This window comes from Streptomyces sp. WG7 (assembly GCF_049975785.1).
Taxonomy (GTDB): domain Bacteria; phylum Actinomycetota; class Actinomycetes; order Streptomycetales; family Streptomycetaceae; genus Streptomyces.
This window is the reverse complement of sequence record NZ_JBNGGE010000002.1, coordinates 154749-167052: the sequence shown is the minus strand read 5'-3', so window position 1 is coordinate 167052 and position 12304 is coordinate 154749. Positions and strand designations below refer to the sequence as shown.

General features: G+C 72.6%; 8 protein-coding genes. 7 read left to right on the top strand and 1 reads right to left on the bottom strand.

The window, feature by feature from the left end; all coding sequences use genetic code 11:
- Positions 1-130: 130 nt before the first annotated feature.
- From ACP4J0_RS03155 to hutH, 4 genes are all read left to right on the top strand, one after another.
- On the top strand, positions 131-1282 hold the full coding sequence (locus ACP4J0_RS03155; RefSeq protein WP_426597057.1) for an adenylate/guanylate cyclase domain-containing protein: 1152 nt from the start codon (positions 131-133) through the stop codon (positions 1280-1282).
- 1047 nt (positions 1283-2329) lie between these two features.
- Complete coding sequence (locus ACP4J0_RS03150) at positions 2330-3130, top strand: enoyl-CoA hydratase/isomerase family protein (protein WP_426597056.1); 801 nt, start codon at positions 2330-2332, stop codon at positions 3128-3130.
- A 169-nt stretch (positions 3131-3299) separates the two neighbouring features.
- The gene (locus ACP4J0_RS03145) at positions 3300-4448 is read left to right on the top strand and encodes a diguanylate cyclase domain-containing protein (protein WP_426597055.1); all 1149 of its coding nucleotides are present in this window, start codon (positions 3300-3302) and stop codon (positions 4446-4448) included.
- Positions 4449-4543: 95 nt separating this feature from the next.
- On the top strand, positions 4544-6082 hold the full coding sequence (gene hutH / locus ACP4J0_RS03140) for a histidine ammonia-lyase (protein ID WP_426597273.1): 1539 nt from the start codon (positions 4544-4546) through the stop codon (positions 6080-6082).
- A gap of 127 nt (positions 6083-6209) precedes the next feature.
- Here hutH and ACP4J0_RS03135 read toward each other — a convergent pair whose 3' ends face one another.
- On the bottom strand, positions 6210-6527 hold the full coding sequence (locus ACP4J0_RS03135; RefSeq protein ID WP_426597054.1) for a hypothetical protein: 318 nt from the start codon (positions 6525-6527) through the stop codon (positions 6210-6212).
- A gap of 109 nt (positions 6528-6636) precedes the next feature.
- On the opposite strand from ACP4J0_RS03135, the gene ACP4J0_RS03130 reads away from it, so the two are divergent.
- The 3 genes from ACP4J0_RS03130 to ACP4J0_RS03120 all read left to right on the top strand — a co-directional run bounded on the left by ACP4J0_RS03130 (position 6637) and on the right by ACP4J0_RS03120 (position 12169).
- Complete coding sequence (locus ACP4J0_RS03130) at positions 6637-6990, top strand: hypothetical protein (RefSeq protein WP_426597053.1); 354 nt, start codon at positions 6637-6639, stop codon at positions 6988-6990.
- A gap of 223 nt (positions 6991-7213) precedes the next feature.
- A complete protein-coding gene (locus tag ACP4J0_RS03125; protein ID WP_426597052.1) occupies positions 7214-8461 on the top strand; it encodes a L,D-transpeptidase in 1248 nt (415 codons plus the stop codon).
- A gap of 330 nt (positions 8462-8791) precedes the next feature.
- Complete coding sequence (locus tag ACP4J0_RS03120) at positions 8792-12169, top strand: S8 family peptidase (RefSeq protein ID WP_426597051.1); 3378 nt, start codon at positions 8792-8794, stop codon at positions 12167-12169.
- The last annotated feature ends 135 nt before the right edge of the window (positions 12170-12304 follow it).

Below are 12304 nucleotides of genomic sequence, written 5' to 3'. Positions count from 1 at the left end.
CCGTGCGGCCCCCGTCGCACGGGAACCCGCAGGCTGCGGCCGCAGGCTCGTCGGGAGTGAGCTGGGGCACACCTGACGTAAAGTTGGGGCCGGTCGAACCTGACCGCAGCAGATCGGAAGGGCAGCAGGCGTGACCGTCGACGACACGGGCTCCGGCGCGGACGGGGACGGCCGGGTGGACCCCGAGCCCGGCCCGGAGTCCGCCGACTCCGGCGACTCCGGCGAGGACCCGCTCGCGCTGCGCCTCGAAGGGCTCATCCTGGGCGCCGAGCGCCGCTACACCCCCTTCCAGGCCGCCCGCAGCGCGGGCGTGTCCATGGAACTGGCCACCCGGTTCTGGCGGGCCATGGGCTTCGCCGACATCAACCAGGTCAAGGCGCTCACGGAGGCCGACGTCCTCGCCCTGCGGCGCCTGGCCGGCCTGGTGGAGGCGGGGCTGCTCAGCGAGGCCATGGCGGTGCAGGTGGCCCGGTCCACCGGGCAGACCACGGCCCGGTTGGCCGAGTGGCAGATCGACTCCTTCCTGGAGGGCCTGACCGAGCCTCCGGAGCCCGGGATGACGCGCACCGAGGTGACCTACCCCATCGTCGAGCTGCTCCTGCCCGAACTGCAGGAGTTCCTCGTCTACGTCTGGCGGCGCCAGCTCGCCGCCTCGGCCGGCCGGGTCGTCCAGGCCGGTGACGACGAGGAGATGGTGGACCGGCGTCTCGCGGTCGGCTTCGCGGACCTGGTCGGCTTCACCCGGCTGACCCGCCGGATGGAGGAGGAGGAACTCGGCGAGCTGGTCGAGGCATTCGAGACCACCGCCGCCGACCTGGTGGCCGCACGCGGCGGACGGCTGATCAAGACCCTCGGCGACGAGGTGCTCTACGCCGCCGACGACGCCGGTACGGCGGCCGAGATCGCCCTGCGCCTCATCGAGACGATGGCGAACGACGAGACCATGCCGGAACTGCGCGTCGGCATAGCCTTCGGCACGGTGACCACCCGGATGGGCGATGTTTTCGGTACGACCGTCAACCTGGCCTCCCGGCTGACCTCGATAGCCCCCCGGGACGCCGTCCTCGTCGACGCCGCCTTCGCGGAGGAGCTGATCCGTACCCGGGACGCCCCGGCCTCGGAGGCAGCGGCGGCCGAGGAGGCCGCCGAGGCGGAGAAGGAGGGCGAGGAGCCGCCCGCGTACCGCTTCGCGCTCCAGCCGATGTGGCAGCGGCCGGTGCGCGGCCTCGGCGTGGTCGAGCCCTGGCTGCTCACGCGGCGGGGCGACGGCGGGGAGTCGTAGGGCGCCGCCGGAGCTGTCGTTCTCAGCAGTCAGCAGCGTCAGCCGTCAGCCGCAGCCGTCAGCTGTCGGGCGTCTGTCGTCAACCCGTCAGCCCGTCAGCCCGTCAGGCGTCAGGCGTCAGCCGTCGGGCTTCTACCGTCGGCTGTCAGTCGCCGTCGAGCAGGTCCCGGTCCACGCACAGGCCGATGACCGGCACGCACAGGTCCGGGCTGCCGGGTTCCGGGGCGGGCGCGGGTGGCGTGCCGCGGGTCGGTGACGGGGCCGGCGTGGGGCGCGGCGCGGACGTACCGGACCGCGGTGGTTGCGAGGGCCGGGGCGGCTGTCCCGGCTGTGCCCGCTGTGGCGGCTGCGGAGTGAGGGGGGACCGGGCTCCCCGGCTCGGGTTCGGAGTGTCCGGTGCGGTCGTCGCGGAGGGGGGCACCGCCGACGGGCCGTTCGCGGACGGCCCCGGCCCCGGGAGACCGCTCGGGCCGCCCATGGCCGAGGTCGCCGACGGACCCGCCCCGGGCGAACCGGCGGTGCTCGCCGCTGGCGGTGTCGTCGTCCGGTCCGACGCGGCGCCCTGCGCCCCGCCCGCCTCTCCGCGTGGCCCGGCCTCGGCGCCGATCCCGCCCACGTCGCCGCCGGGCCCGGACACCAGGCGTACAAAGCTCAGGGTGCCGGCCGCCAGGGCGAGGCCGCCGACGGCGAGGAGCGCCTTGCGGGCGCGGGGCCTGCGGTGCCGGCCGCGGCGTCCCCCCGGGTGCTGCGGATCCGCCGGTGTGCCGGTCGCCCCGGTCGTACCGGTTGTATCGGTCGTACCGGTTGTGCCGGTCGTCGTCATGATTCCTCCCCGGTGCGCACGCGCCCCCGCCGCGCCGTGGCGGAGCGAGGCTAGGCGCTCCCGCCTGCCGGGGTACGGCGGTCGGCGGGGATGTCACTCGAACGGGTGGGCGGCGCGAGGCGGCGGAGCGGGGTGGCACGCGGACGCGTCCGGCCTTCCGCCGCGCGGGCCCGCCTGCGATGATCGGGTGGTCGACTGTTAACACGCGTTAACCGGAGGGTGTCATGAGCGAGGAGCGGTTCGGAGAGTTCGTCCTGGTGCGGCGGCACGCGGACGGGCATGTCGCGGAGCTCGCGCTCGACCGGCCGAAGGCCATGAACGCCGTTTCCACCGCGATGGCCCGGTCCGTCGGGTCGGCGTGCGCGGCGCTGGGCGAGGACCGGGACGTACGGGTGGTGGTGCTGACCTCGACCCACGAGCGGGCGTTCTGTGTCGGGGCCGACCTGAAGGAGCGCAACTCCTTCTCCGACGCCGATCTGCTGCGCCAGCGGCCGGTGGCGCGGGCGGCGTACACCGCGGTGCTGGAGCTGCCGGTGCCGACGGTCGCGGCCGTGCACGGGTTCGCGCTGGGGGGCGGGTTCGAGCTGGCGCTGTCGTGCGACGTGATCGTGGCCGACTCCACGGCGGTGGTGGGGCTGCCCGAGGTGTCCGTCGGGGTGATTCCCGGCGGCGGCGGTACGCAGCTGCTGCCGAGGCGGGTGGGGGCGGCGCGCGCCGCCGAGCTGGTCTTCACGGCGCGGCGGGTGGAGGCCCGGGAAGCGCGTGAGCTGGGGCTCGTGGACCAGCTGGTCGACGAGGGGCGGGACCGGGCGGAGGCGCTGGACCTGGCGTCCCGGATGGCCGCGAACTCGCCCGTGGGGCTGCGGGCGGCCAAGCGCGCGCTGCGGCTCGGGCATGGGCTGGATCTGCGGGCCGGTCTGGAGGTCGAGGACGCGGCGTGGCGGGCGGTGGCGTTCTCGGGGGACCGGGCGGAGGGGGTGGCGGCGTTCAACGAGAAGCGGGCGCCGCGGTGGCCGGGGGAGTGAGGGCGCTCCGCGGCCGGGCGTCCGTGCCGGTGCCGTTGCCCGTATCGGTGCCGATGTCGGTGCCGATGTCGGTGTCGGTATCCGTGTCGGTGTCGGTGTCGGCAGGGTGATCGTCCCCGTTCGCCCTGCTTGAGTCCCGTTCGGGCGTGAATCTCCCTAGCCTGGAGTGATGGGTGAGGACAGGCGGCTCGCGGCCGTCGTGGCGTTGGCGCAGGGCATGGCCGCCGCGCACAGCTCGCGTGACGCGTGGCGGGCGGCGGCCCTCGGCACGTGCCTGGCGCTGGGCGGCAGCTTCGCCGCGCTGTCGGTGTGGGAGCGCGAGCTGGGCCGCCTCCGGGTCCTGGTGAACGTCGGCCGGCTGGCCGAGGGCGAGGAGGAGTTCCCGGAGGACGAGTCCTACCCGGTGCACCAGTTCGCGGAGATCACCGAGTTCCTGCACGAGCGGTGGGCCGGCGGCGGTGAGCCCGACGCCTGGGTGGAGACGGCCGAGGGGCCCGCCGCCGGGCGTCCCGGATACGTCCATCAGCGCGTCGCCGCGCTGCGCCGCCGGGGGCGCGGCTGCTGTGTGGTCGCGCCGATCGTGCTGCACGGCCGCGCCTGGGGCGAGCTGTACGTGGCCCGTCCGGTGGGGGAGCGGGTCTTCGAGCGGGCCGACGCCGACTTCGCCACCGTGCTGGCCTCGGTCGTCGCCGCCGGGATCGCGCAGACCGAGCGGCTTGAGGAGGTCCGGCGCCTCGCGTTCACCGACGCCCTCACGGGGCTGGCCAACCGCCGTGCCGTCGACTCCGCCCTGGACGAGGCCGTCGAGCGGCACCGCGAGGAGGACGTCGTCGTCAGTCTCGCCGTATGCGATCTGAACGGCCTCAAGCGGGTGAACGACACGCACGGGCACGCTGTCGGCGACCGGCTCCTGGAGCGTTTCGGGTCGGTGCTGTCGCTGTGCGGGGCGATGCTGCCGGGGGCGCTCGCGGCGCGGCTCGGCGGTGACGAGTTCTGCCTCCTGGCGGTCGGGCCGCCCGCCGACGAGGTGGTCAAGGCGGCCGAGGAGCTGTGCCGCCGGGCGGCCGAGCTGGAGCTCGGTGACGGCGTGGCCTGCGGGGTCGCGTCCACGGAGGACCCCGTGGGGCCCGTTCGTTCCGCCCGCCGGCTGTTCCGGCTCGCCGACGCCGCCCAGTACCGCGCCAAGGCCGAACGGTCGGCCGGACCGGTCGTCGCCGGCCGCGAGGGACCCGACGACCCCGTCGTGCGGCTCGCGGACGAGCCGTCCCGGGAGGAGGACGGGGAGCGCAGGCGCTTCCGCGGGCGGCACTCACCGTAGGGCCGGCGCCGGTAAGGGGTGAAACGGGGGCCCGCTGGTGACGTACCTCCCTCGTGACATCATCGAATTCAGTGCGTACGCTCCTGAATATGGATATGCACAGTGTGGTGGTGGGGACCTCCGGGGTCACGGCGTCCGACGTCCTCGCCGTGGCGCGCGCCGGCGCCCGGGTCGAGCTCTCCGACGACGCGGTGGCCGCCCTGGCCGCGGCCCGCGGGATCGTGGACGCGCTGGCCGCCAAGCCGGACCCCGTGTACGGCGTGAGCACCGGTTTCGGCGCCCTGGCGACCCGGCACATCAGCCCGGACCTGCGGGCCCAGTTGCAGCGCAACATCGTCCGCTCGCACGCCGCCGGGATGGGGCCGCGGGTCGAGCGCGAGGTGGTCCGCGCGCTGATGTTCCTGCGGCTGAAGACCGTCTGCTCCGGGCGCACCGGCGTCCGCCCCGAGGTCGCGCAGACCATGGCGGACGTGCTGAACGCCGGGATCACCCCGGTCGTGCACGAGTACGGCTCCCTCGGCTGCTCCGGTGACCTCGCCCCGCTGTCGCACTGCGCGCTCACCCTCATGGGCGAGGGGGACGCGGAGGGCCCCGACGGCACCGTGCGGCCGGCCGGTGAACTGCTCGCCGAGCACGGGATCACCCCCGTCGAGCTGCGCGAGAAGGAGGGCCTCGCCCTCCTCAACGGCACCGACGGCATGCTCGGCATGCTGGTCATGGCCCTCGCCGACCTCGACACCCTCTACAAGTCCGCAGACATCACCGCCGCGCTGACCATGGAGGCCCTGCTCGGCACCGACCGCGTACTCGCCCCCGAGCTGCACGCCATCCGCCCGCACCCCGGGCAGGCCGCCAGCGCCGCCAACATGCTCGCCGTACTCAAGGGCTCCGGCCTGACCGGGCACCACCAGGACGACGCCCCCCGCGTCCAGGACGCCTACTCGGTGCGCTGCGCCCCGCAGGTCGCCGGCGCCGGACGCGACACCATGGCCCACGCCGGCCTGGTCGCCGAGCGCGAGCTGGCGGCGGCCGTGGACAACCCGGTCGTCCTGCCCGACGGGCGGGTGGAGTCGAACGGCAACTTCCACGGCGCCCCGGTCGCCTACGTCCTCGACTTCCTCGCCGTCGCCGTCGCGGACCTCGGCTCCATCGCCGAGCGGCGCACCGACCGGCTGCTGGACAAGAACCGCAGCCACGGCCTGCCGCCGTTCCTCGCCGACGACGCCGGCGTCGACTCCGGCCTCATGATCGCCCAGTACACGCAGGCCGCCCTGGTCAGCGAGTTGAAGCGGCTGGCCGTACCCGCCTCGGCGGACTCGATCCCGTCCTCCGCGATGCAGGAGGACCACGTGTCGATGGGCTGGTCGGCGGCGCGCAAGCTGCGCACGGCCGTCGACAACCTCACGCGCGTGATCGCCGTCGAGCTGTACGCCGCCACGCGCGCGCTCCAGCTCCGCGAGGGTCTCACCCCGGCCCCGGCCTCGCGGGCCGTCATCGACGCCGTACGGGCGGCCGGTGTCGAGGGTCCCGGGCCGGACCGCTACCTGGCGCCCGACCTCGCGGCGGCGGACGCGTTCGTGCGCGCCGGGCACCTGGTCGCGGCGGCGGAGACGGTCACCGGGCCGCTGCGCTAGCGGAACCGGCACAGCACGCGGGGCCCCGTCGGGATGACCGACGGGGCCCTACCGCACTGCCTGGCACTGCCTCTGAGCAGTCGACGCCCCCGCCAGGTCAAAAAACCCAAAAGAACGTCAAGAACTGTCAAAGGCCGAGACGTTCCCGGCGCACCGAATACCCGACGAAGCCGACCCCGAGACCGAGGCACAGCGCACCGCCGACGACGTACGGCGTGCTGTCGAAGCTTCCGGTGTCGGCCAGGCGGGTCGTGCCCTCACCGGTGACCGCCGTGCCCGTGGACGCGACTCTGGCCTGCTCGGTGACCTGCGGGGACGGGCTCGTGAACGCGGAATTGAGCACGGGTGTGTCGGGAGTCGCGTTCGCGGACGGGACGAACCACATGGCGCACAGCAGGCCGCCTGCGGCGGCGGCGGTCAGCAACGGGCGGCGAGCGGATGACACGGAATATCGATCCCCTTGTGGCGCTGGCGAATTGGCCGTGTGGGCAGATGTTAGTGAAAGTCGCGGGTCACAGGAAAGTCACGGGAGCGGCCGGCCTTACGCTCCGGGCATGAGCACTCCAGAGACATCACGATTTGTACGGATCCGCGTCGATCTCGTCCTCGAGGTCGACGACGAGGAGGCCGTCACCGGGGCCGCCCTCCAGTCGCTCACCGACGACGCCGACCTGTCCGACGCGGAACGGGCCCACGCCGAGCGCGCTGTGACGGAGGACACCGCCGAGGCACTGGCCCATCTCGTGGACCCGTTCGACCTGGTCAGCCAGGTGCCCGGAGTCGACCTCCAGCAGGCCTCCTGGAGCAGCGAGCTGATCGACTACGACCCCGATTCGCCCGAATGGGACCTCGGCGAGGAAGATGGCGACGAGAACGACCCGGAAGACGATGAAATGACGGTCGGCTGACGCAGTGTGGGGAAATACGTGACCCCGAGCGGCAACCACCGCCCGGGGTTTCGTCGTCTCACGGGGCGCGCCGACCGGCTCCCGTATCGCCCTCTTCTTCGGTGAACGTGGTATGCCCCACACATGCGAGCGATGTGGAACGGGACGAACCGGTCGTAGCGTTGGAAGTTCTTGACGGGGAATCTCGGGGTTTCCGGAATCGGCAACGATGGAGAAACGTGTGATGACGGACGGTAAGCGGCGCAAGGGCCTGGTGGCCGCGTCCGCACTGCTCGGCGGTGTGCTGGTGCTCACGGCATGTTCCAGTAGCGACGCCGACACCTCCGGGGGTGGGGACGGCAAGACCTCGCAGGCCGAGGCCGACAAGGCGGCGGCCAAGAAGGCGTCCGAGGCCCAGATCAAGATCACGCCAAAGGACAACTCGGACAACGCCTCCATCAACAACTCCGCGGGCGTCACGGTGAGCAAGGGCACGCTCACCGAGGTGAAGATGACCGCCAACGACGGCACCGTGGTCAGCGGCGAGATATCCGCCGACAAGACCAGCTGGAAGCCCAGCGGCCAGCTGGAGCGGGCCACCACCTACAAGGTGACGGCGACCGCGACGGACTCGGAGGGCCGCGCCGCCCACGAGAACGCCTCGTTCACCACGGTCTCCCAGAAGAACAGCTTCATCGGCACCTTCACCCCGGACGACGGCACCACCGTCGGCGTCGGCATGCCCGTGTCGATCAACTTCGACAAGGAGATCACCGACAAGGCCGCCGTCCAGAAGGGCATCACGGTCAACACCACCAGCGGCCAGGAAGTCTCCTGCCACTGGTTCAGCACCCAGCGCATGGACTGCCGCCCCCAGGACTACTGGCAGGAGGGCGCGACCGTCACCCTCAAGCTGGCGCTCGACGGGGTCGAGGGCGCCGAGGGCGTCTACGGCGTCCAGCAGAAGTCGGTCACCTTCAAGATCGGCCGCAACCAGGTCTCGTACGTCGACGCGAAGACCAAGCAGATGAAGGTCACGCAGGACGGCAAGACCGTCAAGACCATCCCGATCTCCGCCGGCTCCCCCGAGAACAAGACCTACGAAGGTCAGATGGTGATCTCCGAGAAGTTCAAGGAGACCCGGATGAACGGCGCGACCGTCGGCTTCACCGACGACGACGGCGAGGGCGAGTACGACATCAAGGACGTGCCCCACGCCATGCGCCTGAGCACCTCCGGCACCTTCATCCACGGCAACTACTGGGGCAAGGGCATCTTCGGCAAGGCCAACACCAGCCACGGCTGCGTGGGCCTGGCCGACACCCAGGGCGCCGACGACCCGAACACGCCGGGCGCCTGGTTCTACGACAACTCCATCGTCGGTGACGTGGTCGTCGTACAGAACACCGGCGACAAGACCATCGCCCCGGACAACGGCCTCAACGGCTGGAACATGGACTGGGCCCAGTGGAAGGCGGGTTCGGCGGTCTGACGCCGAACGCACCACGCCGCACAGCGACTTCGCACCGTCCGACGCCCGTCGCCCCGTACCGGGGTGGCGGGCGTCCGGCGTTCAACCCCCTTGACGTGTCACGGAGTTCGCGCGAACACATCACGGAGTTCGCGCGAACACGTAACGCCGGACGGCGGTCTCGTAACAGTTGGCAGGCGGTTTCCCGACCGTCCCCGCCACCGCCGCTTCCGCCCTTGAGCGGTTGATCTCCCCTCGACATACTCCGAGTTCCGGGGGAGCACACGTGTGCGAGACCACCCCCGGCCGGGTGAACGGGGAATTCTCCCGGTACTTCCGCAAGGGGGAACGTTGCGCAGACAAGTGAAAAGGGCCCGCGCGGCCTCGGTCGCCACGGCGGCCGCCGCGGCCCTCGCGGCGGGCATGACCAGCCCGGCCGCGGCGGACGGGGCACGGACGGCGGACGGGGACCGTACGGCGGCGCCCGCCCGCGCCGCGGCGGCGCCGGCCGGTGCCGCACAGGCCGCCGCCGGCACCGTCAGGAACCGCGTCACACTGATCACCGGCGACCGGGTCGCCGTCGACGCCAAGGGCCGCGTCGTCGGCCTGGAGCGGGCCGAGGGCCGCGAGCACATACCCGTCCAGATCCGCAGGGCCGGCGGGCACACCCTCGTCGTCCCGGCCGACGCCGCCCGCCTGGTCGCCACCGGCAGACTGGACCGGCGCCTCTTCGACATCACCGAACTGAACAAGGCGACGACCCGGAAGGCCCAGCGGAACGGCCTGAAGGTCATCGTCGGCTACCGGGGCGGAGCCAAGGCCACCAAGGCCGACGTCCGCGACGCGGGCACCCTCCGCCGCTCCCTGACCTCCCTGAACGCCGACGCCGTACAGACTCCGCACGAGGACGCGCCCGAGCTGTGGGACGCGGTCACCGACGGCGGGAAGACCGCCTCCGGCATCGCGCACGTCTGGCTCGACGGCGTCCGCAGGGCCAGCCTCGACCGGTCCGTCCCGCAGATCGGCACCCCCGAGGCATGGGCCGCCGGCTACGACGGCAAGGGCGTGAAGATCGCCGTACTGGACACCGGCGTCGACGCCACCCACCCCGACCTGAAGAACCAGGTCGTCGCGTCCAAGAACTTCTCCCTGTCGCCCGACGCCACCGACCGGCACGGCCACGGCACCCACGTCGCCTCCACCGCCGCCGGCACCGGCGCGAAGGGGGGCGCCGCGTACAAGGGCGTGGCCCCCGGCGCCAAGCTGCTCAACGGCAAGGTGCTCGACGACGACGGCTTCGGTGACGACTCCGGCATCCTCGCCGGCATGGAGTGGGCGGCCGCGCAGGGCGCCGACGTCGTCAACCTCAGCCTCGGCGGCGGCGACACCCCGGAGATCGACCCGCTGGAAGCCGAGGTCAACCGGCTCTCCGAGGAGAAGGGCATCCTCTTCGCCATCGCCGCCGGCAACGACGGCGAACTCGGCGACCGCACCGTCGGCTCCCCGGGCAGCGCCGCCGCCGCACTGACCGTCGGCGCGGTCGACGACGGGGACGAGCTCGCCTCCTTCTCCAGCACCGGCCCCGGCCTCGACGGCGCGATCAAGCCCGACGTGACCGCCCCGGGCGTCGACATCACCGCCGCCTCCGCGAAGGACAGCGTCCTCGCCCGCGAGGAGGGCGAGAAGCCCGCCGGATACGTCACCATCTCCGGTACGTCGATGGCGACCCCGCACGTCGCGGGCGCCGCGGCCCTCCTCAAGCAGCAGCACCCCGACTGGACGTACGCCGAGCTGAAGGGCGCGCTGACGGGATCGGCGAAGGGCGGCGCGTACACGCCCTTCCAGCAGGGTTCGGGCCGCGTCCAGGTCGACCGGGCGATCGGGCAGACCGTGATCGCCGAGCCGGTGTCGGCCGCCTTCGGCACCCAGCAGTGGCCGCACACCGACGACAAGCCGGTCACCAAGCAGCTGACGTACCGCAATCTCGGCACCGAGGACGTCACGCTCAGGCTGACGTCGACCGCGACCGACCCCAGGGGCGAGGCGGCCCCCGCGGGCTTCTTCGAGCTGGGCGCCACCTCGGTCACCGTCCCGGCGGGCGGCAGGGCCTCCGTGGCCCTCACCGCCGACACCCGGCTCGGCGGCACCGTCGACGGCACCTACTCCGCGTACGTCACGGCGGACGGCGGCGGGCAGACCGTCCGCACCGCCGCCGCCGTACACCGCGAGGTGGAGACGCACGAGGTCACCCTGAAGGTCATCGGCCGCGACGGAAAACCGACCCCGAACTACGAGATCGACCTGGCCGGCACCTCCGGCCTCGGCAAGGACCTCTGGGTCACTCCGTACGAGGCCGACGGCACCGTCACCGTCCGCGTGCCCAAGGGCGGTTACATCCTCAACTCCGCGATCCGCGTGAGCGACGACCCGGGGACCTGGAAGGGCGCCGACTGGCTCGCCCAGCCGAAACTGGACGTCACCGGGAACACCACCGTCACCCTGGACGCGCGCACCGCGAAGCCGGTGAACATCACCGTCCCGGACAAGGCCGCGAAGCCCGAACTCGCCGCCGTCGACTTCACGGTGGAGACGGGCGACGGCCACTACGGCTTCGGCTGGTGGCTGGACACCTACGAGGGCCTGCGCACCAGGCACCTCGGCCCGCGGATCACCGACGGCTCGCTCAGCCAGCAGTGGGACGGCCACTGGAGCAAGGGCGCCACGGAGCAGTACGACCTGGTCGCCGGCGGCAGGACCGAACAGCTCGCCACCGGCCACACCCGGCACTACAAGGCGGGCGAGCTGGCCACCCTCAAGGCCGGCCTCGGCGCCTCCGCGAGCGGGAAGAAGGGCGCGGTCTCCGCGGTCGGCTGGCTGCCCGGCGGCTTCGGCGGCTCCTCGATCGGCATCGAGCAGTCCCTGCCCGGCATCCGCACCCTGCACCTGTCCACCGGGGGCGGCGTGACGTGGGACCTCGGCTTCGAGCAGTACGGCGGCCGGGACGCCGAGGGCTTCCCGACCGTCGAGGCCGGCTACACGCTCGGAACGCCCCAGCGCTACAAGGCGGGCAAGAGCTACACGGCGACCTTCAACACGGCCGTCTTCGGTCCGCGCCTCACCTCGGACGTCGGCCTCTACCGCGACGGCGACACCATCACCGGCGCCCTCCCGCTCTTCGCCGACGGCAAGGGTCACGCGGGCTCCTCGGCCTTCACCTCGGTCGCCACCACGCTCTACCGCAACGGCGCCAAGGTCGGCTCTCACCAGGACCCGCTCTTCGGCGAGGACGGGTTCGAGGTCCCCTCCGGTGACGCCCGGTACCGGCTGACGACGTCGGTCAAGCGGTCCGCCGAGGTCGCCGCGGCCTCCAGCCGCATCGACGCGAGCTGGACGTTCCGCTCCGAGCAGACGGCCGAACTCACCAAGCTGCCCGCCTCCACCGCCCGCTTCACAGCGGCCACCGGCCTGGACAGCAGGGTCACGGCAGGCAAGCGGGTCACCGTCCCGGTCACCGTCGAGGGCGCCGCCGCGGGCCGCAACCTCAAGTCCCTCACCGTGCACCTGTCCTACGACCACGGCAAGACCTGGAAGAAGGCCACGGTCAAGAAGGGCAAGGTCACCGTCAGGAACCCGGCGAAGGGGAAGTCCGTCTCCTTCCGCGCCACGATCACCGACAAGAAGAAGAACGAGTCGGTGATCACGATCTACGACGCGTACCACGGCAGGTAGGCCGCGCCACGCGAAACGGCCTGGCCGGAGCCGACGGCCCCGGCCGGGCCGCTGTGCCGCCGCCGCGCGCGGCACCGCACCGCGTGCCCCTCGCCGACCTCCTGGGCGATCCCGCACGAGTCGCTGCCGCTCGAC